Source organism: Microbacterium sp. JB110 (assembly GCF_003335195.1).
Classification (GTDB): Bacteria; Actinomycetota; Actinomycetes; order Actinomycetales; family Microbacteriaceae; genus Microbacterium.
The window spans coordinates 14,877-40,410 of record NZ_QPGM01000007.1; the positions used below are offsets into that span (position 1 = coordinate 14,877).

Genomic DNA, 25,534 nt, shown 5'->3' on the forward strand with positions numbered 1-25,534 from the left:
GTTTGCGTTCGAGGGACAGTCTCGCACAGCATGGGGACATGCAGAACTCTTGGGATGTCATCGTCGCCGGCGGCGGACCGGCAGGCTTGTCAGCCGCGCTCATGCTCGGACGGGCGCGCAGACGCGCGCTCGTGATCGACGCGGGGAGCGTGCGCAACCGCTTCGCCGACCATATGCACGGCGTGCTCGGTCATGACGGGGCGTCGCCGCGAGACCTGGCGGCGCGCGGCCGCGCTGAAGCAGAGGCGTACGGCGTCGAGTTCGCGGCAGGAACGATCGAACGCGTCGAGCACGACGCGGACGGGCTGGTGGTGCGCACGCTCGACGGCCTCGAGCTCAGCACGCGGGCGCTGGTCGTCGCCACGGGACTCACCGACGACCTTCCCGACATCCCCGGCCTCGTCGAGCGCTGGGGACAGACGGTGCTGCACTGTCCGTACTGCCATGGCTGGGAGGTGCGCGAGAAGCGTCTCGGCGTTCTCACGACATCGCCCCTCGGCCTGCACCAGGCGGAGCTGATCCGTCAATGGAGTGACGACGTCACCGTGTTCACCGCGGGGCTCGGCGAGCTCTCTCCCGAAACGCAGGCGCGGCTGCGTGCACGCGGCGTCAGGCTGGAGCCGGAGCCTGTCGCCGAAGTGGTCGGCGACGGTGCGGAGATCTCGGCCGTTCGTCTCAGCGACGGCCGCGAGGTCGCGGTGGACGCCATCTTCACCATGGGCGCTCCGAGGCCGCACGACGCGTTCCTGGCGCCGCTCGACCTCACCAGGTCCGAGACGCCGTTCGGCCGGTTCATCGAGGTCGACGCGATGGGGCGGACCAGCGACGAGAGGATCTGGGCGGTCGGGAACGTCGTCAATCCCGGTGCGAACGTTCCGAAGTCGATCGGCGACGGCTCCTTCGTGGGAGCGGCAGCGAACGCCGCGCTCGTGACCGCCGAGTTCGATGCGGCCGCGAAGGCCGGCGAGCCGTGGCCGGAGGTCTCGACCGCAGAACTCTGGGAGGAGCGCTACTCCGGCGCCGACCGCGTGTGGTCGCACTCGGTCAACGCCGTGCTCGCCGACATCGCGGGGCACCTGGCCCCCGGCCGCGCCCTCGACATCGGCAGCGGTGAGGGTGCTGACGTGATCTGGCTCGCCGAGCGCGGCTGGGACGCCACGGGAATCGATGTGTCGACCACGGCGGTCCGCCGTGCCGCCGAAGCGGCGGCGGCGGTCGATCTCGGCACCGGCAGTGCCGACTTCGCGGTGGGCGATGTCGACGCCGCGTCGGGGGAGGTCTTCGACCTGGTCACTTCGAGCTTCCTGCACTCCCCGGCGGGCGAGCCGCGCGAGGACATCCTGAGGCGGGCCGCCGATCGCGTCGCTGCGGGCGGACATCTCCTGATCACCTCGCATGCGAGCGCGCCGCCATGGGCCGGTGATGCGCATGCCGGACACCATCGCTTCCTCGCCCCTGACGACGAGCTCGAGCTGCTCGCCCTCGATCCGGATGTGTGGGAGGTCGTGCTCGCCGAGACGCGCGAGCGGGCGACGACGTCGCCCGACGGCGAACCGAGCACGATCGATGACGGCGTGCTGCTGCTGCGACGCCGCGACTCGCGTGACTGACCGGACGCCGACGAGTCATGATCCGTCGATCAGGCGCGTCCCATAGGCTGAGGGGATGAGTTCTGGCGTCCTCCTCGTCGACAAACCTCAGGGCGTCACCAGCCACGACGTCGTTGCGCGCACGAGGCGGGCATTCGGCACCCGCAAGGTCGGCCATGCCGGCACGCTGGATCCGATGGCCACCGGCCTGCTGCTGATCGGCATCAACGGTGCGACGCGGCTGCTGACCTACCTCGTCGGCCTCGGCAAGACCTACGAGGCGACGATTCGGCTCGGTGAGGCCACGACGACGGACGACGCGGAGGGCGAGGTCACCGAGCGGGCAGAGGCAGCGCTCGTCTCCGCCGTCAGCGACGAGCGGATCGACGCGGGGATCGCGGCGCTGACGGGTCAGATCGAACAGGTGCCGAGCGCTGTCTCGGCGATCAAAGTGGACGGACGGCGCGCGTACGAGCGCGTGCGTGCCGGTGAGAGCGTCGAACTGAAGGCCAGAGCGGTGACCGTCTCTCGCTTCCAGCGCACGGCGACGCGACGACTCGACGGCGCGATCGAACTCGACGTGAGCGTCGACTGCTCCTCCGGCACGTACATCCGGGCGCTCGCTCGCGACCTCGGCGCCGATCTCGGTGTCGGCGGGCACCTCACCTTCCTGCGTCGCACGCGTGTCGGGGACTTCGACGTCGCCGACGCGGTCGACGGCGATCACCTCGATGGGGCAGTGCCGATGGACCCCGTCGACGTGGCGGCCATGGCTGTCGGGCGCATCGACGTCACTGCTGATCAGGCACAGGACCTGCGCCATGGGAAGCGGCTCGACGGGCTCGCCGAGCGGGTGAGCGGAGCGCATGCTGCGGCTGTCGACCCATCCGGCGTGCTCGTCGGGATCGTCGAGAAACGGGGCACCGCGCTCAAGTCGGCGATGAACATGCCGGAGAAGGCATGATCACCTGGTTCACCGTCGCCCTGATCGCGCTCACCTGTGCGGCCGGTCTGCTCTGCCTCGTGCTCGGATTCGCCGGGCGGCGCCCCAGCGACCTGAGCGTCGGGGCGATGGCACTCGTCGAGCTCGCCCTGCTCGCGCAGGTGATCGTCTCGATCATCGCGCCCTTCGCGGGAAACCCCGCTGAGGGCGACCTGCTGGAGTTCTGGATGTACCTGGTGTCGGCGGTGCTGCTGCCGTTCGCCGCCGTGGTGTGGGCGTTCGTCGATCGCACCAGGTGGAGCACCGTGATCATGGGAACGGTCGGACTGGCGCTCGCGGTCATGGTGTGGCGTATGGACGTCATCTGGAGCACGCCGCTGAGTTGAGCCTCCGTGCTCCGCTCGCAGTCTTCCCGGCGGTTCTCCCTCTAAACTGAGCAGGCTATGACCGAACCAGCCCGCCCGCGCCGCATCGGCGGACTCGGCACCGTCCTCGTGTGGGTGTACGGCATCCTCGCGCTCGCTGCGACGGGCCGTTCCGCGTCTCAGATCATCTCGCGCTTCTCCGAGGCGCCGGTGCCTTACCTGCTCTCGGCGCTCGCCGCCGTGGTGTACATCCTGGCCACCGTTGCGCTCGTGGCCTCCCGCAGCGCCGCGTGGTACCGAGTGGCCTGGGCTGCGGTGTCGTTCGAGCTGGCCGGTGTGCTCATCATCGGCGCGCTCAGCTTCGTTCCGGCGGTCGAGAACCTGTTCCATGCCGAGGCGACGGTCTGGACGCACTTCGGCTCGGGGTACTTCTGGGTGCCGCTCGTGCTGCCGTTCCTCGGCACGTGGTGGCTGGCGTCTCACGCGCCCAGTCGGATCGGGGCAGAGGCGGCGTCATGATCCTGTTCCGCGGAGCGAACGAGGTGCCTGATGGCTTCGGCGAATCGATCGTCGCGATCGGCAAGTTCGACGGTGTGCACGCGGGGCACAGGGCGATCATCGACCGGATGATCGTGGCGTCGGCCGCGGGGGAGCGCCGCACCGTCGCGGTGACCTTCGATCGCAACCCGCTCGCGGTGCTCGCACCGGATCGCTGCCCGAAGCCGCTGGTCGGCACGAGGCAGAAAGCAGAGCTGCTCGCGGCGACCGGCATCGACGCCACCCTGATGCTCACCTTCGATGAGAGCCTCGCCCGAGAGGAGGCGGAGACCTTCGCTCGGCGGGTGCTCGTCGACGCGCTCCGCGCCCGCCACGTGCTCGTCGGCCGTGACTTCCGGTTCGGCGCCCGCGGGGCAGGAGATGCCGCTCTGCTGGAGCGGTTGGGCGCGGAGCACGGCTTCGTCGTCGACGTGATCGACGACATCGCGAGTGAGGGTGAGCGGCGGCGGGTGTCGTCGACCTGGGTGCGCGAACTGCTCACGGCCGGTGATGTCGCGCGCGCGGCCAAGCTGCTCGGCCGGCTCCCCTCGGTGACCGGCGAGGTCGTGCACGGCTTCAAGCGCGGCCGTGAGCTGGGTTTCCCCACCGCGAACCTGTCGTCGGAATCCGAGGGCTTCGTGCCAGCCGACGGCGTCTACGCCGGATGGCTCGTCGCGGCCAGGCCAGAACTCGGCAACACGCGCTACCCCGCCGCGATCTCGGTCGGCGCCAATCCCACGTTCAGCGACGTCGACGAATCGCAGGTCGAGGCGTACGTGCTCGATGAGACCGAGCTCGATCTGTACGGTGCGCGCGTCGATGTGGAGTTCGCACATCGCATTCGCGGCATGGAGGCGTTCGACGGCCTCGACTCCCTGATCACCCAGATGCGCGACGACGTCGCCCGCACCCGTGAGCTCCTCGGCACCTGATCTCGCCCACTCCGCCCGTGCCGCGCGAGTGCCTATGAAATTCGCGAGTGCCTACGCTGCTGCATAGGCACTCGCGAGAAACGTAGGCGTTCGAGGGGCGCAGCCCGGGAGGCGCGGCGTCAGTAGGAGCTGGTGTCCTCGGTGCCGGAAGCCTCGGTGCCTGCGGCACGGGAGCGCGCCTCGGAGAGGATCGTCGCGGCAGCCGAGGTGCCGAGTCGTGTGGCGCCCGCGTCGAGCATGGCGGTCGCGGAGTCGAGCCCTCGCACGCCGCCGGACGCCTTCACCTGCACTGCCGACGACACGGTCGCGCGCATGAGTGCGACGTGCTCCACAGTGGCGCCGCCGCCGGCGAAGCCCGTCGACGTCTTCACGAACGTGGCGCCTGCCTCCTCAGCGAGGCGGCTTCCGCGCTCGATCTGCTCGAGGTCGAGCAGGCTCGTCTCGAGGATCACCTTGGTGACCGCTCCTGCTGCTGCGTGCACAACGGCCGCGATGTCCTCGCGCACCGTGACGTCGAAGCCGGAGCGCAGCGCAGCGATGTTGATGACCATGTCGAACTCGCTCGCGCCGTCTTGAGCCGCACTGCGCACCTCGGCGACCTTCGCTGCGGTGGACGTGGTGCCGTGCGGGAACCCGATCACTGTGCCCACGCGAACGCGCGAACCTTCGAGCCGCTCGCACGCGTGGGCGACATCGCTCGGCCTGACGCAGACGCTCCACACGCCCCATTCCGCTGCGACGTCGAGTTCGCGATCCACATCGATGCGCGTGAGCTCGGGCTTCAGGACGGCGTGGTCGATGGTCTGAGCGATCTCGGCCTCTGAGTACGTGCGCGTCATGCCCTCAGCCTATGCCAGGGCCGGAAGCTCAGGACGGCGAACGGGAACAGCAGCACTGGCGGGGAATACCCCAGGGGGGTATGCTGTTCCTGTCGATGAGGAACGATCCTCGTCGACGAAGGGAATCGACATGAGCACCACGACCGACCACAGCCCGCAGCCCGCGCGCGGCGTCGTCCTCGACATCGAGGGCATGACGTGCGCGAGCTGCGTTGCGCGCGTCGAGAAGCGATTGCAGAAGGTTCCGGGTGTTGAGGCCGCTGTGAACCTCGCCACGGAATCGGCCAAGGTGTCTGCACCAGCCGATGTGGACGGCGCTGCGCTGGTGGATGCCGTTCGCTCCGCGGGATACGCCGCGACCGTGCGCAGCGACGATGCCTCTCGCGACGACGAGCACGAGCACGAGACGCACCACGCAGGAGGCCACGGCGGCCACGACCACGACGTCGAGGATCGGCCAGGAGCGACGACGCTCCTGACCAGGCTCGTCGTCAGCGCGATCCTCTCCGCTCCCGTGCTCGTCGTGTCGATGATTCCGGCGATCCACTTCCCCGGATGGGAGTGGATGGCGCTCGTCCTCACAATCCCGGTCGTGCTGTGGGGCGGTTGGCCGTTCCACCGCGCCACCTTCCAGAACGCCCGGCACGGTGCGATGACGATGGACACCCTCATCACCCTCGGCACGGTCGCTGCGCTCGCCTGGAGCGTCTGGGCGACGCCGACCGGCGCTCACGTGTACTACGAGGTCGCAGCCATCGTCACGGTGTTCCTGCTGGCGGGTCGATTCATCGAGCAGCGCTCGCGCCGCCGCGCCGGTGCCGCCCTGCGCGCGCTGATGGAACTGGGCGCGGACGAGGTGACGCGTGCGATGGCCGACGGCGCGGACGGCGAGGTGATTCCGACCTCGCTGCTGCGGCTCGACGATCTGTTCCTCGCGCGTCCAGGCGAGCGCATCGCCGCCGACGGCGTGGTGGTCTCCGGTGGTGCGGCGGTGGACGCCAGCGCGATGACAGGGGAGTCCGTTCCCGTCACGGCTGCCGTGGGCGATGCCGTCACCGGCGGCACGATCGCCGTCGACGGACGGCTGGTGATCAGGGCAACAGCGGTCGGCGCCGACACGCGTCTGGCGCACATGGCGCGACTCGTCGAAGACGCGCAGGCGGCCAAGGGACGCGTGCAGCGGCTCGCGGACCGCATCTCGTCCGTGTTCGTCCCGGTCGTGATCGCCCTGTCGATCATCACACTCGTCGCATGGCTCGCTTTCGGCGGCAGCATCGATCAGGCGCTCACGGCCGCGATCGCTGTGCTGATCATCGCCTGCCCGTGCGCACTCGGTCTGGCAACCCCCGTCGCGATCCTGGTCGGCACCGGCCGCGGCGCCCAGCTGGGCGTGCTCGTGACAGGGCCGGAGGCGATCGAGACAGCAGGGCGCATCGACACGGTCGTTCTCGACAAGACGGGAACCGTGACGAGCGGCCGGATGAGTGTGAGCGGTGTCGCCGTCGCCGATGGCGCGGATCGCGATGAGGTCCTGCGCATGGCCGGTGCGTTGGAGACCGGATCTCAGCACCCGCTGGCCGCAGCCGTCGTCGCAGAAGCAGGTCGCGGCCTGCCCTCGGTCGACGGCTTCCGCAGCCACTCCGGTCGCGGTGTGACCGGGACAGTGTCCGGCAGCGACGCGTTCGCCGGCAGTCTCGCTCTGGCGCACGAGCTGGGCGCGGACGTGCCGGATGTCGTGGCCGATGCTGCGGCGAACGCGACGGGAACCGTCGTGGTCGTCGGCTGGGTCGAACGCGGTGAGAGTCTCGCCGCGCGCGGGGTGATCGAGGTGTCCGACACGGTGCGCGACGACAGCGCGGCAGCGATCGCCGAACTGCACGGACTCGGTCTCGACGTGGTGCTGCTGACGGGAGACGCCGAACGGGTCGCACGGAAGGTGGCCGGCGAGGTCGGCATCGACCGGGTGTCGGCTGGAGCGACGCCGGAGGACAAGATCGTCGAGGTGCGCAGACTGCGGGAGGCAGGCCACAGGGTCGCGATGGTCGGAGACGGCGTCAACGACTCCGCGGCGCTCGCCGCGGCCGACCTCGGCATCGCGATGGGCGGGGGGACCGACGCCGCCCGCCACGCCAGCGACGTCACGCTGGTGCGCGAGTCGCTCACCGCCGTCGCCGATGCCGTGAGGCTGTCCAGGCGGATGATGTCGATCATCCGCGGCAACCTCTTCTGGGCGTTCGGGTACAACGTTGCGGCGATCCCCCTCGCCGCGCTCGGGCTGCTCAATCCGATGATCGCCGGCGCGGCGATGGCGTTCTCCAGCGTGTTCGTCGTCCTGAACAGCCTGCGCCTGCGGCGGTTCCAGCGCTGAGACAGATGGAGCGGCGAGTCTCGCATGAGACTCGCCGCTCTGCTGTGTCGGCGGTGCGAACGGGTTGACACGTTCATCCCGGGTAATGATAATGGTTACTGTTATGATCACGCCTTTCCGCTCCGTACGTCTGTGAGAAGCGCGTCGACGGTGCCCGCGCGCCCTGAGGCATCGGCGACTCCGAATCGCGGAGCGGGATGGGCAGCGCGGCCGGGTGGATTGGCCGCCATCGTCATCGGGCTCTGCGCGGTGCTGATCGTCTCGGCGCTTGCGGCGATCGGGCTGGGATCCGCTGTCGTGCCGCCGGGGGACACCGTGCGCTACCTCTGGTCCGCGGTCACCGGCGCGACGATCACGGCGGATGAGGTCACTCGGTATCAGATCATCTGGCAGATTCGGGCGCCCAGGGTGCTGCTCGCCGTCGTCGTGGGGGCGGGACTCGCGGCGGTCGGCGCGGCGATTCAGTCACTCGTGCGCAACTCGCTTGCCGATCCCTACATCCTGGGAGTCTCCTCAGGTGCTTCGGTCGGTGCGGTCACGGTGTCGCTCTTCGGCGCACTGTCGGGGCTGGGGATCTACGCCGTTTCGGTCGGGGCGTTCCTCGGCGCGATCGGAGCAACGATCCTGGTCTATGCGATCGCCCATGGCAGGGGCGGAGTCAGCCCGCTCCGGCTCGTCCTCACGGGTGTGGCAGTGTCCTTCGGCTTCCAGGCGGTGATGAGCGTGATGATCTATTTCGCTCCGAACAGCGAAGCCACGGGGACGGTGCTGTTCTGGACGATGGGATCGTTCGGGGCGGCGACCTGGGGGTCGCTGCCCATCGCTGCGGTCTTCGTCATCGCAGGGATCGCGCTGCTGCGCCGATACGGCCGCTCGCTCGACGTGATGTCGTTCGGCGATGAGACCGCGGCGAGCCTCGGTATCGACGCGACGCGCAATCGCAAGGCACTGTTCGTCGTGACGGCGCTGATGACGGGAGCGATGGTCGCCGTCAGCGGCGCCATCGGCTTCGTCGGGCTGGTGATCCCGCACATCACCCGGATGCTGATCGGTGCGACCCATGCGCGTCTGCTGCTCGTGACGCCATTCATCGGAGCGATTCTGATGGTGTGGGTGGATCTGCTGGCCCGCACACTCGTCGCGCCGCGGGAGCTGCCGCTGGGCGTGTTGACCGCGATCATCGGGGTTCCCGTGTTCATCATCCTGATGCGCCGCAACGGCTACGTGTTCGGGGAGCGATGATGGACCTGCAGATCGACGACCTGACGGTCACAGTCGACGGACGCGACCTCGTCGATCGCCTGAGCCTGATGGTGCCTGTCGGTGAGGTCGTCGGCCTGGTCGGCCCGAACGGGTCGGGGAAATCCACCGCATTGCGCTGTGTGTATCGTGCGCTCGCACCCACCGGAGGCGTCATCCGGATCGGCGGAGACGATATTCGTGGGCTTCCTCTTCACGACAGCGCCCAGCGGGTGGCCGCGCTGACCCAGCAGGGCGGCGCGGACTTCGACTTCACGGTCGAGGAGGTCGTCGCACTGGGCCGCACCCCGCACAAAAAGGGAAACGAGCCGCTCACGGACGTCGAGCGCGCCCAGTGCGCGACGGCGATGGAGCAGATGGACGTTCTCGGTCTCGCGCATCGGGGAATCATGGAGCTCTCAGGCGGCGAGAAGCAGCGCGTCCTGATCGCGCGGGCACTTGTGCAGGAGCCGAGCGTTCTGGTCCTGGACGAACCGACCAACCATCTGGACCTGCGGCACCAGATCCAGCTCCTCGGCCATCTGCGTCGGAGCGGGCTCACCGTCGTGGTCGTCCTGCACGATCTGAACCTCGCTGCGGCGGCATGCGACCGGATCGGCGTCCTCGCCGAGGGGCGTCTGGTCGCCAGCGGCGCGCCTCGCGACGTGCTCTCCGAGCAGTTGATCGCGGACGTGTTCGGAGTGTCAGTCTCCGTTGTCAGTCACCTGCTCACCGGAGACCCACAGCTTCTGTTCGCACTCACGGGCGACGACATCCAGCCGAGAGTCGGCTCAACTCGAAGGTGAAGGGAACACAGCAATGACATCACGGGGACGACACAGGAGAGATGCCGCGGCTGTCTCGGTTGTCGCAGGCGCGCTGATCCTCACCGGATGCGGAGCCCAGGTAGAAGCATCGGACGGCGCAGAGGGTGCCGCTGGCACGACGACTGTGAACCGGTGCGGTGAGCCGGTGGAGTACACCACACCGCAGCGTGCGGTCGCATACGAGGGAGGCAGCGCCGACAAGATGTTCGCCCTCGGTCTCACCGATCATGTGCTGGGCTATGTCCTGCCTCCCGCGAACCCGCCGGTGAGCGAGTCGCCGTGGGCGGCGGAGTACGAGAAGGTCGAGTTCCTCTCCGACGATCTGCTCAACCGTGAGCTCGTGGTCGACGCGAACGCGGACTTCGTCGTCGCCGGGTGGAACTCGGGGTTCTCAGACTCTCGCGGCATCACGCCGGAGATACTCGACACGCTGGGCATCCAGAGCTTCATGCACGCAGAGTCGTGCTTCAACTATCCGGGGTTCCCTGAGCAGCACACGCCGTTCGAGAGCCTCTACGCTGATCTGGAACGACTCGGGCAGATCTTCGGCGTCGAGGATCGTGCAGAGGAACTGATCGGCGAATATCAGGAACGGGTCGCGGCCGTCGAGGATCACGCTCCTGAGGGGGACCCGATCGACGTGTTCCTGTACGACTTCGGCACGGACAAACCGTTCACGGCGGCCAAGCATGTGCCGCCGAACGACATCATCCGACTCGCTGGAGGCGAGAACATCTTCGGAGACGTGGAGGCGCGCTGGACCGAAGCCAGCTGGGAGGCCGTCGTCGAGGCCGAGCCCGAGGTGGTGATCATCCTCGAATACCAGGATCAGCCCGCACAGGAGAAGATCGACTTCCTGAAGTCCAACCCCGCCACGGCGGCGCTCCCCGCGGTCGCGAACGACGACTTCTACGTGCTCGACTACAACGAGGCGATCTCGAGCCCGCGCAACATCGACGGTCTGGAAGGCTTCGCCGACTTCCTCCGTGATCACGCCGAATCCCGCTGAACGACGGCGGTCGGGCACTCGAAGCGCGGTGTCGCCGCTCGACCGCCGAGGACTCAATGGCTCCTGTGAACTCTGAATACGAAGCGCGCCCTGCCCCGGATGCTCTGATCATCCGCACGCTGTGGCCGGTGCTCCTCGCCGCGGTGATCGGCCTGTTCCCGTTCACCGTCTATTCCACGTTTCTCGTCCCGATCTCCGAGGCGGCAGGCCAGGAACTCGCGGTCGTCGGCGTTCTGCGCGGCCTCGGCGGTGTCGCAGCGCTCATCGTCGGTGTCGCCCTCGCGCCGCTGATCACTCGTTGGTCGGCTCCGTACACCGCCGCAGCCAGCCTTGCGCTTCTCAGTGCCACGAGCCTGATCGGAACCGCTGGGACGCTGCCGGCGCTCGTGGTCTTCTGCGTCGGGATCGGCGCAGCAACTGCCGTTCTCACACCGACGCTGCTGAAGTTCGCGACCGCCGTATTCGCGCGTCGCGGCGATGCAGGGCGCGCCGCGACCATCGTCACCGCCACGCAGTCGCTCGCCGCTGTCCTCGCCGCCCCGATCATCGGCGCCATCGGCTGGTGGGGCGGATGGCACGGCGCGCTGTGGGTCACGGCCGGTGCCGCCGCGCTCGTCGCGTTGCTGTTCGTCCGCCCAGGCCGGCGCAGCGGTGTGCTCAGCACGCCTCCGCTGCGGTACGCAGAAGCCTTCCTGCTGCTGTGCCGGCGGCCCGACCTCCTCGCCCTCATCGGGATCGCGTTCCTGCGCACGACCGCGTTCATGGGATGCCTCGCATTCCTCGCCGCTCACTATCACGATCGATTCGCCCTCGACCCTTCTGCGTTCACACTCGTCTGGACGCTCAGCGGATCGTCGTTCTTCGTCGGGAACTTCCTCGCCGGGCGCTGGGCCAGGTCCTCAGCCCTGCGGCAGCGGGGTCTGCTCTGCTCCGGCCTTCTCGTCGCCGCGGCGGCCGTCGGCATCGTCTTCGCCGCGGAGACGCTGCCGCTCGCGCTGACCGGCACCGCGCTCATGGGCTTCAGCCACGCGATCGTCGCGGCACTCGTCACCACGCTGATCGGGGATCGCGGTGACGAGCTGATGGCGTCTGCCTACAGCATCAACGCCGCAGGAATGAGCCTCGGAGTCTTCGCCGGCGCGTTCATCGCCGGGATCGGATTCAGCCTCGGCGCAGGGCCGGGAACGGCGGTCTCGCTGCTCATCCCGACGCTCGGCGCACTCGTGCTGGTTCCGGCCGCCGTGCGAAGGCGCTCGACCGGCAGCGATGACGCGGGAGCGCCGCAGAGCGTCGGATGAGCCGAATGCGACGCGCTCCGACAGATCGGCCGAGGTGCGCACCGTCCTGCGCGTCGGGCGCTGTCGGTGCGGTGCCCTGAGTACCGTTGGGCACATGAACATCACGCGCAGTGTCGCCGCCATCGGCCTCCTCGCCCTCGTGGCAGCCGGTGCCGCCGCCTGTGTGCCGGAACCCGATGCGGACCCCACGGACCAGCCGGAGACAACAGCACCGGAGACGTCCCCGTCTGAGACCGCGGCCCCGGATACGACGGAGCCGACTCCCGAGCCTGCTGGCTTCGAGATGCCGGCGGACTGCGCGTCCGTGTACAGCGACGACATGTTCGAGTCGCTCGACGGCGCGGACGGGTTCCCGCTCAACGACCCCGGCCTGACCATGCTGTCGTCGGAAGTCGTCGGGGCACTCGAGGTCCTCGACCAGGTCGACGCGCTGCGGTGCACCTGGGGTGTCGCGAGCGAGATCGGCATCGCGACCACCGTCGCCGAGATCGACGACGCGCAGGCGGACGCGCTTCGCGCGGCGCTCGAGCAGTCGGGGCTCAGCTGCGTCGACGGCGAGCCCGAGGTGTGCTCGCTGAAGAACACCATCAACGGAGACGCAGGGCAGTCCGAGTCGACCGAAACGCACGTGTTCGGTGGAGGCGGCTGGGCCGCGACCCGTGAACTGAATTCGTCGGTCGAGCCCGAGTACAGCGAATCGATCGCCGCGGCGCTCTGGTCCTGATCGCGCGGCCCCAGGAGGCGTCGCAGGCGATTCATCTGGCGTGGTGCCCGCCGCGGCGGCGGGCGTGCGATAGAATGTCCGCGGAGCTTACGTGTGTCCGTTCGTGTGACCCGTGAGCGACGTCGACGCCCGCGTGGCGACGAGTCCGGATTCATCCGGATCGCACTGCCTCGCACCCGGCTCGCACATCAGGTCATCCGGAGGGGCAATCGCTCGTCGGAATCGACGCTCAGGAGGAGCATGCCGACCACGGCACCCGCGCGGAAGCGCAAGAAGTCCTCGTTCGCACGCCGTGACGATGAGGCACCGATCATCCCGATCCTCGCTCGCAAGGTGCGGGAGGTCGAGGCCAAGGCGCAGAAGAACAAGCTGGGCCCGACGAACCGCGTCAAGTTCCAGGTGATCGCGTTCCTCGTCCGCGAGGAGCGCGCACGAGTGAAGGAAGCAGCAGCCTTCAGCGACTCGGCACGCGCCGAACTCCTCAAACGGCTCGATGGTGTGGCCACGATCCTCGCCAAGACGGCGGCGCGCGACACCTCGTTGATCCAGCTGCTCGAGGTCGATCACGCCACGAGCCCCGTCGCGCAGCGCATGCGCCGCGACTGGCTGCTCGAGTCCGGTGCCGAGCTGGCGCCGGAGGAGCTGATCATCGCCGATGCGAAGCCGGCGGCAGTCGAGCCGGTCGTGCCGAGGGTGGCGGCCGAGCGTGCCGTCGTTCCGGAGCAGATCGAGTACCGACGCGAAGCGAACCCGTTCCTCGAGCCGGATATCGCACGTCGGCCGCAGCCGCCGCGCCGCAGCCGTCTCGACGACTGGGAGCTGATGGGGCCGCTGTACAAGGCCTTCGAACTCGGTTCAGGCGGAGGCTCCGCGGTGATGCCGCTGCCGCCCGTTCCGGAGATCGACCGCGTCTCGCCCAAGGGGTTCGACGTGATGGTGCACCAGTCGCGCTTCCTCGAATCCGTCCGAGCCGGCCACCGAACGTTCCTGCTCGCCGATGAGCCGGGTCTCGGAAAGACGGCGCAGTCGGTGCTCGCCGCCTCCGTGGCGAACGCCTTCCCGCTCGTGGTCGTGGTGCCCAATGTCGTGAAGATGAACTGGGCGCGCGAGGTCGAGCGATGGACTCCGCAGCGCCGCGCCACCGTCATCAACGGCGACGGACAGGATGTCGACGCGTTCGCCGACATCTTCATCGTCAACTACGAGATCCTCGACCGCCACCTCGGCTGGCTCGCCACGATCGGGTTGCGCGGCATGGTGGTCGACGAGGCGCACTTCATCAAGAACCTGTCGTCGCAGCGCTCGCAGAACGTGCTGGCGCTCGCTGAGCGCGTGCGAGAGACGACGCCGGGCGGCAACCCGCTGCTGATGGCGCTCACCGGAACCCCGCTGATCAACGACGTCGAGGACTTCGATGCGATCTGGCGGTTCCTCGGCTGGGCGAACGGGGAGAAGCCGGGGCCTGAGCTGATGTCGAAGCTCGACTCGACCGGCCTCACGCCGGCGGACAAGGCCTTCTACCCTGAGGCGCGCAGCGCCGTCATCGATATGGGCATCGTCAGGCGCAGGAAGAAGGACGTCGCCAAGGACCTGCCTGACAAACTCGTCGCCGACATGCCGGTGCAGCTCGACGACGAATTCGGCCGGGGCATCCGCGATGCCGAGCGCAAGCTCGCCGCCCGTCTGGCCGCGCGCTACCGACGCATACTCGATGCGCGTGGTGACCGTGGGCTCGCGCCGGGCGAGATCGACGAGGACATCGTGCGTCTCGTCGCGCAGGGCGAACTCGACGAGTCGAAGGCAGCCGGCGCAGAGGGCGACAACGTCTTCTCGATGGTGCGCAGGATCGGTCAGGCCAAGGCGGGTCTCGCGGCCGACTATGCGGCGCAGCTGCAGCGCTCCGTCGGCAAGGTGGTCTACTTCGCCAAGCACATCGACGTGATGGATCAGGCCGAGGCGCACTTCCGCGCCAACGAGATCAGGGCGGTGTCCATCCGCGGCGACCAGACCTCCGTGGCGCGACAGGCGGCGATCGATGCGTTCACGAACGATCCGGATGTCGGAATCATCGTGTGCTCGCTGACGGCGGCCGGAGTCGGTGTGAACCTGCAGGCGGCGTCGAACGTCGTGCTCGCTGAGCTGAGTTGGACGGCTGCGGAGCAGACGCAGGCGATCGACCGCGTGCACCGCATCGGCCAGGACGACCCGGTGACCGCGTGGCGCATCATCGCGGCGCACACCCTCGATACGAAGATCGCCGAGCTCATCGACCAGAAGGAGGGACTCGCCGCGCGAGCCCTCGACGGCGAGCAGACCGAGGAGGGTGCGGTCGAATCCGTGCAGCTCGCCGCGCTGATGCACGTGCTGCGGGCGGAGCTGCACCCTGGGGCCTGAGAGCGCCGTCGACCGGGAGTCGCTGAGCGTTCATCCGGATGTCTGGGCGTGTCGCCTTCGACGTCATCTGGAGCGTGCGGTGCCCGCTACCCTTGACGTATGAAGATCGGCATCCTCACCTCTGGCGGCGACTGTCCTGGCTTGAACGCCGTGATCCGCGGGGCCGTGCTCAACGGCACAGAGCACCACGGCATCGAGTTCGTCGGCATCCGCGACGGCTGGAAGGGGCTCGTCGAGGGCGACTTCTTCCCGCTGACGCGCCACCAGGTGAAGGGCCTGTCGAAGGTCGGAGGCACGATCCTCGGCACGAGCCGCACCAACCCGTACGACGGCGAGCGCGGCGGACCGGAGAACATCGCCAAGACGCTGTACGGGCACCACATCGACGGCGTCATCGCGATCGGCGGTGAGGGGACGCTCGCCGCCGCGCAGCGCCTCGCGAACGACGGCATCAACGTGCTCGGCGTTCCCAAGACCATCGACAACGACCTGCGCGCGACCGACTACTCGTTCGGCTTCGACACCGCGGTGAACATCGCCACAGAGGCGATGGATCGCCTGCGCACGACGGGCGACTCGCACCAGCGCTGCATGGTGGCTGAGGTCATGGGGCGCCACGTGGGGTGGATCGCCCTGCACTCCGGCATGGCGGCCGGCGCGCACATCATCTGCATCCCCGAGGTTCCGCTCTCGCTTGAGGAGATCTGCGACAAGGTCAACTCGGCAGCGGAGCGTGGCCGCGCCCCGCTGGTCGTCGTCGCGGAGGGCTTCAAGCTCATCGGCCAGGACGAGGCGTACAGCGACAAGGGGCTCGACGCGTTCAACCGCCCGCGCCTCGGCGGCATCAGCGAAGTGCTCGCGCCGGAGATCGAACGGGTGACCGGCATCGAGACGCGCTCGACGGTGCTGGGGCACATCCAGCGCGGCGGCGCGCCGTCCGGCTTCGACCGCGTGCTCGCCACCCGCCTCGGTCTGCACGCGGTCGACGCGATCGTCGATGGCGAATGGGGCCAGATGGTCGCGATGCAGGGCACGGAGATCGTGCGCGTGCCCTTCTCCGACGCGCTCGGCGAGCTCAACACCGTTCCCATCGAGCGCTACGAAGGCGCAGCGACCCTGTTCGGCTGAGCGGCACGGACGCCGCGATGCGCGTGTGGCTGGTGCGTGCAGCGCCAGGACGGGTTGCGACGGCGTGCGCAGGCACGTTGAGCGGCGCGGATGCCGCGATGCGCGTGCCAGCGACGCACTCAGAGTATGGCGAGGGCTGTTGCCCGCCAGCGGCGGTCCATCCCCTCGAGCCGAATGGCTACGGCACGGGTGCGCGAGGCCATCTGCACGACGACGACGCCCTCGGCGACTCCGTCCTCCGGAGATGAGACGTGCACCGACTTCACGACGTACGTCGGGTGCCTGGCCGTCTGGTTCCGTGCGCTCCTCGCGCGGTGGGCGAGATTGGCCCTGGCGATGAGACTGAGGAACGGCTTCTCCGCGAGCCACCGCGCCATCTGCTCCGGTTCTCGAACGCCGGCGATGACCTCGATCGCACCCCTGGCGAGGCGGTCGAGGAGGGGAGCAGGGGCGGGGAGTGCGCGGCTCGACGCGCGCTGTCGGTCGAACAGCTCGTGAACCTCTCGCGCACGCCGCACACGAGGGCGTGCGGCGGGTACTGGAACGGACATCGGTCGAACAGCCTCCTCGCTGCCACGTGGGAGAACCGGGTCATCGGCGGCCCGAGACCCTCGTGTCTCAGAATCCCAGCACGAGGCGGCTGTCAGCGCACCAGGCAACTATGCCTGTGAGGAACGCACACTGACATCGGCTGTGGACGGATTCCGCGCGATGAAGCCGAACCGGATAACGTCGTTCGCGTGCGCTGGGACAACTTCTTCCAGGATCTCGAGGATCAGCTTTCCGCGGAGTGGGAAGCGGAACGAGCCGCGCTCGATTCCGAGACCGAGCGACTCAGGATCGCCAGGCTCGGCCTGCGCGATCGGATCGCCGCCCTCGCAGCCGATGGTGCGTCGGTGCGGCTCGAGCTGTCTGACGGGACCGTGCACGAGACGCGGCTCGATGCCGTGGGAGCGGACTGGGCGGCCGCCCGACGGGGCGACGGATCGATTCTGCTCGCACCGCTCGCCGCGATCGTGAGCGTCTCGCTGTCAGGCGTCTCCGTCGTCGCGTCCGCGCGCGAAGGGACGGCACAACCCGACCGGCTCGCCGAACGCGTCACATTCGGCTTCGCGCTGCGCGACCTCGCGCGTCGCCGTGTCGCGGTGACCATGGGGACGACACACGGGCGAAATCTGTCCGGCACCTTCGACAGGGTCGCCGCCGATCATGCCGACGTCGCACTGCACGACCACGGCGCGCCGCGGCGCGAGGCCGAGGTGCGCGGCTACCGGATCATCCCGCTGGACGCCGTCGTCTGGGTGCGGGTCGACGTCGGCGAGGACACGGCGCTCGCCGGCCGCGCGTAGCGTGCGTCAGAGCGAGCCAGGGGTGCCCCAGACCTCGGGAATGCTCGCGTTCTGCGACTCCTGCCAGAGCGCGCGGCGGCGGGCGTCCTCGGCCTGCTCATCCAGATAGGTGTTCACACTCTCCGCGTCGATGCGCCATGACGCAGGGGAGCCGACGCGAACGGCATGCACGCGCCCTTCCTCGGCGAGTGCCATGACGGAATCGACGTCGATGGCGAGGATCTCTGCCACCTGCGCCGGTGTGAACAGTCGGGGACCCGTCATGACTCCATTATCGATCCGAACCCTATGCGTTGGCCACGGATGGCGTGCATGTGGATAACTCCGGACGCCCTGGCACGGAATCTGCAACGCTGACGGTCATGGCGAAGCGAAGGGCCTTCTGGGCGGACGCACGGTTCTTCATCGGCGTCGGGCTGATCGTGGTGTCGGTCGTCGGCGTGTGGGCGGTGGTGACGGGAGCGCGGCAGACTGTGCCCGTGTTCGTCGCCGCCGACACGATCGTGGCGGGGCAGCCTCTCGATTCCGGCGATGTGACCGTCGTCGAGGCCAATCTCGGTTCAGCCGACGGACGCTACGTCACCGCGGAGGAGCGCCTCGACGGCCTCATCGCGCAGCGCACGATCGGTGCAGGCGAACTCCTCCCCGCCGCGGCCGTCGGCGACGCGACGGACACGACGACGGTCGTGGTCGACAGCGCGGCCGAGGTGCCGAGCCGAGTGGAGCCGGGTGCTCTTGTCGAACTGTGGGCAGCGCCGGCGATCGAGAACGGATTCGACGCCCCGCGCATCCTCGTGCCGGACGCCGTGGTCGGCGAGGTCGTGCGCGACGATGCCGTGATGGCCGCCTCGTCTCGTACGAGCGTGGAGCTCGTCGTACATCGAGCCGTCGTCGCTGACGTTCTCGAAGCGATCTCGTCAGGGGATGCGCTCTCGGTTGTTCCGGTGGGGAGTGCCGGATGAACGTGCCGCTCTCGCTCGTCGTCGCCGTCGCGGAGCCGCACGGGGAACGTCTTGCCGCCGAACTGGTCGTCGACGGCGCAGAGGTCGCGGCGCAGATCGCTCCGCAGCTGCTCGTTCGGCAGCTTCGTGATGCCGGATCGCGGCTGCGCGAGGTGCTTGCCGAGATCGATGCCGTCGTCGTGACGGCATCCCGCGACGCACTCACGCCGGAGCTCGTCTCGGCCTGCGACCGGCACGGCACCAGAATCGTGCCGATCGCCCAGCGTGCGGGGGAGAAGCGCTGGGCGCGGTCGTTCGGGCTGCGCGAGCCGCTTGCCCCTGACGTCGAAGGGTGGCGCGTCGCCGACGCCGTGCGCGAGGGCACGACGGCGAGAATCGACACCTCAGACGGACGGGTGCTCGCGGTGTGGGGCACGCACGGGGCGCCAGGTCGGTCGACGATCGCCACCGAACTCGCGGTCGCGCTGGCCCAACGCGGCGGGCGTGCCTCGTTGGTCGACGCTGACACGCACGCGCCGTCTCTCGCCGCGGCTCTCGGGCTGGCCGAGGACAGTCCGGGCATCGCAGCCGCGGCGCGAAAGGCGAGCGCCGGCGCCCTCGACGCGGCGGAGCTGACACGCATCAGTGCTCCGCTCGAGTCCTCCGCCGTCGACGTGCTGACGGGGCTGAACCGGCCGTCGCGCTGGCCGGAGCTCTCGGCTGATCGGGTGCGCGCCGTTCTCACCGCGTGCCGGTCCTGGACCGACCACGTCGTGGTCGATACGAGCGCGTCGCTCGAGCGCGACGAGGAGATCGTCAGCGACATCGCGGGGCCGCGCCGCAACGCGGCCGCGCTCTCGGCGCTCGAGTCCGCAGACGCGGTCGTCGCCGTCACATCGGCCGACCCGGTCAGCATCGCGCGCTTCCTGCGCGCGCACTCCGAGCTGAGGGCGCACATCGGCAGCACGCCCATGCACGTCGTCGTGAACCGACTCCGCGGCGGCGCGCTGGGCATCGACGCTCGTGGGCAGGTGCGACGGACGCTCTCGCGCTATGCGGGTCTCGACGACGTGTCGTTCGTCCCCTTCGACATCCGGGCGATCGATGCCGCACTGCTCGCTGCCCGCCCCGTAGGGGAGGTGACGGCTCGCTCGCCCCTCGCGCAGGCGATGCGCCGCCTCGCCAAGCGCGTCGCACGGCACACGGGGGCTGATCCGGAGCCGGTGTCCAGGCGCGAGCTGCGTCGCAGTGCGGCATGAGGCGCGGTCACGTTCCGTTCACCCCGGAGCAGCACCCTGCATAGACTGTGGGGGTGTCGACTCTCAGTGATCTCGTCTCGGCCCAGGGGGTCCAGAGCGAAACGGATATCGCGTGGCTGCACCGTGTCGCCGCGGACGGCCAGCTCCTCGCCGACCTGGCATCCGCCGATATCGTGCTGTGGGCGCCGACGGCCGACGAATCGCACCTCGCGGTCGCCCATGCCAGGCCCAGCGGTGCTGCCACGCTGTTCTACCGCGACATCGTGGGCGAGAAGGTGCGCCCGCAGTGGCAGAAGCAGGTGCGCGACGCCGTGACGAGGCGTGAGATCGTCGACACCTCGTCACCCGAATGGTTCGAGGAGACGCCGACACGGGTGAGGGCGGTGCCGATCGTGCGCACGGACGGCGAGGAACCCAGGGTGATCGGCGTGCTGACCCGTCACACGAACCTCGGTGAGGTGCGCGCGCCGTCGCGTCAGCAGATCACGTTCAACGAGTGCGCAGACTCCATCTTCCGGATGATCGCGACCGCCGAGTTCCCCGATAAAGACGCTCCGACCGGTGCGCGCCGCGGCGCCCCTCGCGCCTCGGACGGCCTGGTGCGGCTCGAGGTCGACGGCACGATCACCTTCGCCAGCCCCAACGCGCTCTCTGCGTTCAACAGGCTCGGCTTCGCCGAGGAGCTGGAGGGGGAGTCGCTCCCGGATGTCACGGCGTCGCTGGTCGAGGCATCGGCGGAGGTCGATGAGTCGCTGCCCGTTGTCGCGTCGGGTCGCGCCGCATGGCGCACCGACGTGAACGCGCGAGGCGTGACCGTGGCGCTGCGGACGATCCCGCTCACGGATCACGGCGAACGCAGCGGCGCGATCGTGCTGTGCCGCGACGTGACGGAGCTGCGCAACCAGGAGCAGGAGATCCTCACCAAGGACGCGACGATCCGGGAGATCCATCATCGCGTCAAGAACAACCTGCAGACGGTTGCTTCGCTGCTGCGGATCCAGGCCCGTCGCACGCCGAGCGAGGAAGCCGCAGACGCGCTCGGTCAGGCGATGCGTCGAGTCGCGTCGATCGCCGTCGTGCACGACACCCTCTCTGAGGGACTGACGCAGAACGTCGATTTCGACGTCGTATTCGAGCGCGTCCTGCGGCTGGTCGCCGAGGTGGCGGCTGCGCCGAACACGCTTGCGCGCACGCGACTGAGCGGCAGGTTCGGCGTGCTGCCGAGCAAGTACGCGACGCCGCTCGCGCTCGCGCTGACCGAAGTGGTCACCAACGCCGTCGAGCACGGGCTGAAGGACTCGGACGGCGAGGTCGAGATCGTCACGGAGCGCTCCGACGAACGGCTCTCTGTGCGCATCCGCGACAACGGGATCGGGCTGCAGGGCGGCAAGGTCGGCCGCGGGCTCGGCACCCAGATCGTGCGCACCCTGATTCAGGGCGAGCTCGGCGGGACCATCGACTGGACATCGCCGGAGAGCGGCGGCACCGAGGTCGTCGTCGACATCCCGCTGCGCTGGATCGCGAAGTAGGGCGTCGCGCCGGGCGCTGCATCGGCGCGCCCGGGGGGCGATATGATCACTGCCGCCGAACGCCGAAGGCCCGCTCCGAAGAGCGGGCCTGGGAAGTCTTCGTCTCGCGCGGCGGTCAGCTCGCGCGACGGGCGCGAGCTGCGCGGCGCTTCAGGGCGCGGCGCTCGTCCTCGCTGAGGCCGCCCCAGACGCCGGAGTCCTGTCCGGTCTCGAGCGCGTACTGCAGGCACACCTCGGTCACAGTGCATCGGGCACACACCGACTTGGCCTTTTCGATCTGGTCGACAGCGGGGCCCGTGTTCCCGACAGGGAAGAAGAGTTCGGGGTCGACGGTGAGGCAGGCTGCCTTGTCGCGCCAGTCCATGGTGATGCTCCTTGCGGTGGTGGGTGATTCCGATTCAACGCAGAACATTCGGGCGGTCTACGCTGGGAGATGTCGCGGGACGAACCCGCTCCCACCACACTGTGGGGAAACATTCCGTTAACAAGTGTCTTACACTGTGGCGGTATCGTCAATGGTTTTCGTGAACCGGTCAGGAATCGAACAGCAGATGAGCACCCCTCCTCCGGCACCGATCGCCCGAATCGCGGCCGCGCTGCTCGGTCTGGAGTCTCTCGCGCTGCTCGTGCTGGCATGCTGGGAGATCGTCGCGCTGATCGGCTCGGGGGCCGGGTCGATGGCGTCCGCGCTCGCACTGATCGTGATGACGCTGATCGGCGCCGCGGGCCTCGCGGCGTTCGCCTGGGCGGTCGTCGTCGGTCGCTCATGGGGCCGCTCTGGCGGTATCGTCGCGCAGTTCCTCGTGATCGCGGTCGCGGTCGGATCCGTGACGGGCGCATACGCGCATCCCCTGATGGCCGTCGCGATCGGGGCACCTGGCGCGATCACACTCATCCTGCTCCTGCTCACCGAGCGCGCGGATCCCGCTCACCGCCGCTGACCGTCGCCGCGGCTGCCGAGATGCGCACATCTCGTCGAGATGCGCCGTTTCTGCCGCGGCCTCGTCGAAGAGGTGCGCATCTCGCGAGTCATCCGGATGGACCGCATTGCGGCGGTCTGCGGACAGATGATGCCGCGGACGGATCGGCGGGAATAGCCTGCTGCACCTCACGTTGTACTTGACACAACTGCACTCAGGTTCGCGAACATGAGGCAGAGACACTCAAGTCAAAGGAGGAATCATGGCCGACTTCCCTCAGGACGGTCTCGGCGCATTCGACGACTTCCTCGCTCGCTATCTTCAGGGCGAGCGTGCGCGTCAGGCGCGTTCGTTCGACCTCACGCGCTTCTTGAGCAAGCGCACGCAGGAGATGCTGCAGCGGGCGGGCGCCTTCGCACTCGGCCGCGGTCAGCAGGAACTCGACGCCCTGCACGTGATGCGCGTGCTGCTCGACGACCACACGGTCGCCGCCGCTGTCGCGCGCGCGGGCGGCGACATCGCTGCGCTGCGCACGGCGGCCGAGGAGCGGCTGCCGGCCGCGGGAGACGCGGCGCAGGTCGATGCCGCATCACTCACCAGTGCGGTCCAGCGCGCACTGTTCCACGCTTACCAGGTGGCGCGTTCAGCCGGTTCGACGTACATCGATCCGGAGCACGTGTTCTTCGCGCTCGTGCTCGCGCAGGACAGTCCGGCCGGGCAGATTCTGGCTGGAGCCGGCGTCACGCCTGAGTCGCTGACGCAAGGCGCACGGGAGCAGATGCAGCCGGCTGGCGCTCCGGCGACCGAGGGGGCACAGGACGAGTCGATGCTCGCCAGATACGGAGTCGACCTCACCGCCCGTGCGGAGGAGGGCATGATCGACCCGGTGATCGGTCGAACGGCCGAGACCGAGCAGACGATCGAGATCCTGTCGCGTCGCACCAAGAACAACCCCGTGCTGGTCGGCGAGGCCGGCGTCGGCAAGACGGCGATCGTCGAGGGGATCGCGCGCGCCATCGTGGCCGGAGAGGTGCCGCAGCAGCTCAAGGGCAAGCGCGTCATCTCTCTCGACCTGCCTGGCATGCTGTCCGGAGCGCGCTACCGCGGCGATTTCGAGGAGCGACTCACTTCGGTGATGGAGGAGGCCGCAGAGCGCAAGGACGAGTTGATCCTGTTCCTCGACGAGCTCCACACCGTGGTCGGTGCCGGAGCAGGCGGCGAGGGAGCCATGGACGCCGGCAACATCCTCAAGCCGCGCCTGGCGCGCGGGGAACTGCACCTCGTCGGTGCGACCACGCTGAAGGAATTCAGGACCATCGAGAAGGACAGCGCTCTCGCGCGGCGATTCCAGCAGGTCACCGTCGGCGAGCCGTCGGTCGGCGACGCCATCGCGATCCTGCACGGGCTGCGCCCTGCGTACGAGGAGCACCACCGTGTGTCCTATACGGATGATGCCCTGCGCGCCGCCGTCGAGCTCAGCGACAGGTACCTCACCGAGCGCGTGCTGCCGGACAAGGCCATCGACCTGATCGATCAGGCCGGTGCACGGCTGAGGCTGCGCGTCGGGGTGCCCGTCGACACAGGTGAGCTGATGGGTCGGCTCGCCGCGCTGGAGACCGACAAGAACACCGCGGTCGAGGCGGAGCGCTACGAGGAGGCGTCGCGCATCCGCGACGAGATCACCGACACGCAGCATCGGATCGACGAGGCCGCGTCGCACGGCGGCGGCGACCTGACGATCGACGAGGCCGATATCGCCGAGGTGATCAGCCGCGCAACGGGCATTCCCGCCAATCGCATCACAGAGGGCGAGCGCGAGCGTCTCGCTGGTCTTGAGGAGGAGCTGCATTCCCGAGTGATCGCACAGGACGACGCGGTGGCCGCTGTGGCGCGCTCCATCCGGCGCAGCAGGACCGGGATGGGCGACCCGCGCCGACCGGTCGGATCGTTCCTGTTCCTCGGCCCGACCGGTGTCGGCAAGACCGAGCTGGCCAAGGCACTCTCGGCGAGCCTGTTCGACGACGAGAGCGCGGTCATCCGGTTCGACATGAGCGAGTTCGGCGAGCGGCACACCGTGTCGCGTCTGGTCGGAGCGCCTCCCGGGTACGTCGGGTACGACGAGGCCGGCCAGCTCACCGAGCGCGTGCGTCGCAACCCGTATTCGATCGTGCTGTTCGACGAGGTCGAGAAGGCCCATCCGGATGTGTTCAATCTGCTCCTTCAGGTGCTCGACGACGGACGCCTGACCGACGGGCAGGGGCGCACGGTCGACTTCCGCAACACCGTCGTGGTGATGACCTCCAACCTGGGCTCGGAGTACCTCGCGGCACGCGGGGGAGCGATCGGCTTCTCGGCGACCGGCAGTGAGTTCGACGAGAAGGACCTGCGCGATCGTGTGATGGGCAGGCTGCGCGAATCGATGCGTCCGGAGTTCCTGAACCGGATCGACGAGATCGTGATGTTCCGCAAGCTCGACCGCGAGCAGCTGCGCGAGATCGTGGGGCTGCTGCTCGGACGCACGCGCGATCGCCTGGCGACGCGGGAGGTCACCCTCGAGGTGGCTCCCACCGCGATCGAGTGGCTGGCCGAGCACGGCTACGAGCCGGAGTACGGTGCACGGCCGCTGCGCAGGGTCATCCAGCGCGAACTCGACGACAGGATCGCCGAGCTGTTCGTCTCCGGCGCGCTGACAGACGGCGGCACGGTTCAGGTCGAGGCGAACGGCGGAGAGCTCGCCGTGTCAGCCGGGGTCGAGGTGCCGGCAGCAGCCTGATCGACCGTACGCGGAACGGGTGGCCCGAAGCCCAGGGTCGCCCGTTCCGCGTCGGCACGGATCCGGCACCGCACGGATGCGGCGCGGATATCGCGCGCCCCCATGACAATCGATCGTCGGGTCAGTATCTTGATGGCATAGGCACCGCATAGACGCATGAGAGGTGATCCGGATGACGGACTACGGCGATATGGGCGGCACGGGAGCGTTCGACGCACTGTTGGCGATGATGGGTGCGGGCGGCGGGATCGCCGCGCTGATCGTGTACGTGATCGTCGCGATCGGGCTGTGGAAGACGTTCGCCAAGGCGGACATCCCTGGCATTCTCGGCATCATCCCGATCATCAACGTGATCTTCCTGCTCAAGGTCGCCCGGATGAGCATGTGGTTCGCGCTGCTCTACCTGATTCCGATCGTGAACATCGTGCTCGCGATCATCGTGGCGGTCAAGGTGGGCAGGAACTTCGGCCACGGCGGAGCGTTCTCGTTCTTCCTGCTGTGGCTGCTCGCACCGATCGGCTACCTCATCCTGGGCTTCGGCAGCGACCGCTACCAGCCGGAGATCCGCTGA

General features: G+C 68.8%; 24 protein-coding genes. 20 read left to right on the forward strand and 4 right to left on the reverse strand.

The window, feature by feature from the left end; translation table 11 throughout:
• Positions 1–38 precede the first annotated feature (38 nt).
• From CIK77_RS12560 to CIK77_RS12580, 5 genes are read left to right on the forward strand one after another with little or no spacing between them, the layout of a single operon-like run.
• Positions 39–1,610: an SAM-dependent methyltransferase gene (locus tag CIK77_RS12560; protein WP_087056439.1), complete on the forward strand. Its 1,572-nt coding sequence runs from the start codon at positions 39–41 to the stop codon at positions 1,608–1,610.
• A gap of 55 nt (positions 1,611–1,665) precedes the next feature.
• Positions 1,666–2,553, forward strand: a complete 888-nt coding sequence (gene truB / locus CIK77_RS12565) for a tRNA pseudouridine(55) synthase TruB (protein WP_087056440.1) — start codon at positions 1,666–1,668, stop codon at positions 2,551–2,553.
• Positions 2,550–2,918, forward strand: a complete 369-nt coding sequence (locus CIK77_RS12570; RefSeq protein WP_087056441.1) for a hypothetical protein — start codon at positions 2,550–2,552, stop codon at positions 2,916–2,918. The genes truB and CIK77_RS12570 overlap by 4 nt, the downstream gene beginning before the upstream one ends.
• Positions 2,919–2,975: 57 nt before the next feature.
• On the forward strand, positions 2,976–3,416 hold the full coding sequence (locus tag CIK77_RS12575) for a hypothetical protein (protein WP_087056442.1): 441 nt from the start codon (positions 2,976–2,978) through the stop codon (positions 3,414–3,416).
• Positions 3,413–4,366: a bifunctional riboflavin kinase/FAD synthetase gene (locus CIK77_RS12580; RefSeq protein WP_087056443.1), complete on the forward strand. Its 954-nt coding sequence runs from the start codon at positions 3,413–3,415 to the stop codon at positions 4,364–4,366. The genes CIK77_RS12575 and CIK77_RS12580 overlap by 4 nt, the downstream gene beginning before the upstream one ends.
• Positions 4,367–4,485: 119 nt before the next feature.
• On the opposite strand, the gene deoC is transcribed toward CIK77_RS12580, so the two are convergent.
• Positions 4,486–5,205 (reverse strand): deoxyribose-phosphate aldolase, encoded by a 720-nt coding sequence (gene deoC / locus CIK77_RS12585; RefSeq protein WP_087056444.1) that lies wholly within the window; start codon positions 5,203–5,205, stop codon positions 4,486–4,488.
• Positions 5,206–5,335: 130 nt separating this feature from the next.
• Between deoC and CIK77_RS12590 the strand changes: the two genes are divergently transcribed.
• The 8 genes from CIK77_RS12590 (at position 5,336) to CIK77_RS12625 (ending at position 16,192) form a co-directional block, all read left to right on the forward strand.
• Entirely contained in the window at positions 5,336–7,573 is a 2,238-nt protein-coding gene (locus tag CIK77_RS12590; RefSeq protein ID WP_087056445.1) for a heavy metal translocating P-type ATPase, read from the forward strand.
• A 150-nt stretch (positions 7,574–7,723) separates the two neighbouring features.
• On the forward strand, positions 7,724–8,815 hold the full coding sequence (locus CIK77_RS12595) for a FecCD family ABC transporter permease (protein ID WP_249268728.1): 1,092 nt from the start codon (positions 7,724–7,726) through the stop codon (positions 8,813–8,815).
• Positions 8,815–9,618, forward strand: a complete 804-nt coding sequence (locus CIK77_RS12600; RefSeq protein ID WP_087056447.1) for an ABC transporter ATP-binding protein — start codon at positions 8,815–8,817, stop codon at positions 9,616–9,618. Before CIK77_RS12595 ends, CIK77_RS12600 begins: the two co-directional genes overlap by 1 nt.
• 13 nt (positions 9,619–9,631) lie before the next feature.
• Positions 9,632–10,648: an ABC transporter substrate-binding protein gene (locus tag CIK77_RS12605; RefSeq protein WP_087056448.1), complete on the forward strand. Its 1,017-nt coding sequence runs from the start codon at positions 9,632–9,634 to the stop codon at positions 10,646–10,648.
• A gap of 65 nt (positions 10,649–10,713) precedes the next feature.
• Positions 10,714–11,946 (forward strand): MFS transporter, encoded by a 1,233-nt coding sequence (locus CIK77_RS12610; RefSeq protein WP_212647532.1) that lies wholly within the window; start codon positions 10,714–10,716, stop codon positions 11,944–11,946.
• A gap of 94 nt (positions 11,947–12,040) precedes the next feature.
• On the forward strand, positions 12,041–12,670 hold the full coding sequence (locus CIK77_RS12615) for a hypothetical protein (RefSeq protein ID WP_087056450.1): 630 nt from the start codon (positions 12,041–12,043) through the stop codon (positions 12,668–12,670).
• A gap of 240 nt (positions 12,671–12,910) precedes the next feature.
• Positions 12,911–15,064, forward strand: a complete 2,154-nt coding sequence (locus CIK77_RS12620; protein WP_087056451.1) for a DEAD/DEAH box helicase — start codon at positions 12,911–12,913, stop codon at positions 15,062–15,064.
• A 99-nt stretch (positions 15,065–15,163) separates the two neighbouring features.
• Positions 15,164–16,192 carry a 6-phosphofructokinase gene (locus CIK77_RS12625; protein WP_087056452.1) on the forward strand — a complete coding sequence of 343 codons (1,029 nt, stop codon included), beginning with the start codon at positions 15,164–15,166 and terminating at the stop codon, positions 16,190–16,192.
• A gap of 119 nt (positions 16,193–16,311) precedes the next feature.
• Here the strand turns inward: CIK77_RS12625 and CIK77_RS12630 are convergent, their stop codons facing one another.
• Positions 16,312–16,743 (reverse strand): Rv3235 family protein, encoded by a 432-nt coding sequence (locus CIK77_RS12630; RefSeq protein WP_087056453.1) that lies wholly within the window; start codon positions 16,741–16,743, stop codon positions 16,312–16,314.
• A gap of 189 nt (positions 16,744–16,932) precedes the next feature.
• Between CIK77_RS12630 and CIK77_RS12635 the strand changes: the two genes are divergently transcribed.
• Positions 16,933–17,541, forward strand: coding sequence for a hypothetical protein (locus CIK77_RS12635; RefSeq protein ID WP_087056454.1), 609 nt, complete (start codon positions 16,933–16,935; stop codon positions 17,539–17,541).
• A 6-nt stretch (positions 17,542–17,547) separates the two neighbouring features.
• Here the strand turns inward: CIK77_RS12635 and CIK77_RS12640 are convergent, their stop codons facing one another.
• Positions 17,548–17,805, reverse strand: a complete 258-nt coding sequence (locus CIK77_RS12640) for a helix-turn-helix domain-containing protein (protein ID WP_087056455.1) — start codon at positions 17,803–17,805, stop codon at positions 17,548–17,550.
• A 98-nt stretch (positions 17,806–17,903) separates the two neighbouring features.
• On the opposite strand from CIK77_RS12640, the gene CIK77_RS12645 reads away from it, so the two are divergent.
• The 3 genes from CIK77_RS12645 to CIK77_RS12655 are packed head-to-tail and all read left to right on the forward strand — an operon-like array spanning position 17,904 to position 21,270.
• Positions 17,904–18,503: an SAF domain-containing protein gene (locus CIK77_RS12645; RefSeq protein WP_087056456.1), complete on the forward strand. Its 600-nt coding sequence runs from the start codon at positions 17,904–17,906 to the stop codon at positions 18,501–18,503.
• Positions 18,500–19,741: an AAA family ATPase gene (locus CIK77_RS12650; RefSeq protein WP_087056457.1), complete on the forward strand. Its 1,242-nt coding sequence runs from the start codon at positions 18,500–18,502 to the stop codon at positions 19,739–19,741. The genes CIK77_RS12645 and CIK77_RS12650 overlap by 4 nt, the downstream gene beginning before the upstream one ends.
• A 53-nt stretch (positions 19,742–19,794) precedes the next feature.
• Positions 19,795–21,270 carry a sensor histidine kinase gene (locus CIK77_RS12655; RefSeq protein WP_087056458.1) on the forward strand — a complete coding sequence of 492 codons (1,476 nt, stop codon included), beginning with the start codon at positions 19,795–19,797 and terminating at the stop codon, positions 21,268–21,270.
• 115 nt (positions 21,271–21,385) lie between these two features.
• Here the strand turns inward: CIK77_RS12655 and CIK77_RS12660 are convergent, their stop codons facing one another.
• Complete coding sequence (locus CIK77_RS12660; protein WP_005048317.1) at positions 21,386–21,634, reverse strand: WhiB family transcriptional regulator; 249 nt, start codon at positions 21,632–21,634, stop codon at positions 21,386–21,388.
• Between the two features lie 187 nt (positions 21,635–21,821).
• Between CIK77_RS12660 and CIK77_RS12665 the strand changes: the two genes are divergently transcribed.
• The 3 genes from CIK77_RS12665 (at position 21,822) to CIK77_RS12675 (ending at position 25,534) form a co-directional block, all read left to right on the forward strand.
• A complete protein-coding gene (locus tag CIK77_RS12665; RefSeq protein ID WP_087056459.1) occupies positions 21,822–22,211 on the forward strand; it encodes a hypothetical protein in 390 nt (129 codons plus the stop codon).
• A 241-nt stretch (positions 22,212–22,452) separates the two neighbouring features.
• The gene (locus CIK77_RS12670) at positions 22,453–24,963 is read left to right on the forward strand and encodes an ATP-dependent Clp protease ATP-binding subunit (protein ID WP_170934256.1); all 2,511 of its coding nucleotides are present in this window, start codon (positions 22,453–22,455) and stop codon (positions 24,961–24,963) included.
• Positions 24,964–25,135: 172 nt separating this feature from the next.
• A complete protein-coding gene (locus CIK77_RS12675; RefSeq protein ID WP_332841614.1) occupies positions 25,136–25,534 on the forward strand; it encodes a DUF5684 domain-containing protein in 399 nt (132 codons plus the stop codon).

Bases quoted from the DNA above. Each gene is read 5' to 3' on its own strand.
- CIK77_RS12615 (WP_087056450.1), top strand. From the start codon at position 12,041: ATGAACATCACGCGCAGTGTCGCCGCCATCGGCCTCCTCGCCCTCGTG.
- CIK77_RS12665 (WP_087056459.1), top strand. From the start codon at position 21,822: ATGAGCACCCCTCCTCCGGCACCGATCGCCCGAATCGCGGCCGCGCTG.
- CIK77_RS12590 (WP_087056445.1), top strand. From the start codon at position 5,336: ATGAGCACCACGACCGACCACAGCCCGCAGCCCGCGCGCGGCGTCGTC.
- CIK77_RS12600 (WP_087056447.1), top strand. From the start codon at position 8,815: ATGGACCTGCAGATCGACGACCTGACGGTCACAGTCGACGGACGCGAC.
- CIK77_RS12560 (WP_087056439.1), top strand. From the start codon at position 39: ATGCAGAACTCTTGGGATGTCATCGTCGCCGGCGGCGGACCGGCAGGC.
- CIK77_RS12580 (WP_087056443.1), top strand. From the start codon at position 3,413: ATGATCCTGTTCCGCGGAGCGAACGAGGTGCCTGATGGCTTCGGCGAA.
- CIK77_RS12660 (WP_005048317.1), bottom strand. From the start codon at position 21,634: ATGGACTGGCGCGACAAGGCAGCCTGCCTCACCGTCGACCCCGAACTC.
- CIK77_RS12575 (WP_087056442.1), top strand. From the start codon at position 2,976: ATGACCGAACCAGCCCGCCCGCGCCGCATCGGCGGACTCGGCACCGTC.
- CIK77_RS12650 (WP_087056457.1), top strand. From the start codon at position 18,500: ATGAACGTGCCGCTCTCGCTCGTCGTCGCCGTCGCGGAGCCGCACGGG.
- CIK77_RS12620 (WP_087056451.1), top strand. From the start codon at position 12,911: ATGCCGACCACGGCACCCGCGCGGAAGCGCAAGAAGTCCTCGTTCGCA.
- CIK77_RS12675 (WP_332841614.1), top strand. From the start codon at position 25,136: ATGACGGACTACGGCGATATGGGCGGCACGGGAGCGTTCGACGCACTG.
- CIK77_RS12670 (WP_170934256.1), top strand. From the start codon at position 22,453: ATGGCCGACTTCCCTCAGGACGGTCTCGGCGCATTCGACGACTTCCTC.
- truB (WP_087056440.1), top strand. From the start codon at position 1,666: ATGAGTTCTGGCGTCCTCCTCGTCGACAAACCTCAGGGCGTCACCAGC.
- CIK77_RS12645 (WP_087056456.1), top strand. From the start codon at position 17,904: ATGGCGAAGCGAAGGGCCTTCTGGGCGGACGCACGGTTCTTCATCGGC.
- CIK77_RS12640 (WP_087056455.1), bottom strand. From the start codon at position 17,805: ATGACGGGTCCCCGACTGTTCACACCGGCGCAGGTGGCAGAGATCCTC.
- CIK77_RS12605 (WP_087056448.1), top strand. From the start codon at position 9,632: ATGACATCACGGGGACGACACAGGAGAGATGCCGCGGCTGTCTCGGTT.
- CIK77_RS12625 (WP_087056452.1), top strand. From the start codon at position 15,164: ATGAAGATCGGCATCCTCACCTCTGGCGGCGACTGTCCTGGCTTGAAC.
- deoC (WP_087056444.1), bottom strand. From the start codon at position 5,205: ATGACGCGCACGTACTCAGAGGCCGAGATCGCTCAGACCATCGACCAC.
- CIK77_RS12570 (WP_087056441.1), top strand. From the start codon at position 2,550: ATGATCACCTGGTTCACCGTCGCCCTGATCGCGCTCACCTGTGCGGCC.
- CIK77_RS12630 (WP_087056453.1), bottom strand. From the start codon at position 16,743: ATGTCCGTTCCAGTACCCGCCGCACGCCCTCGTGTGCGGCGTGCGCGA.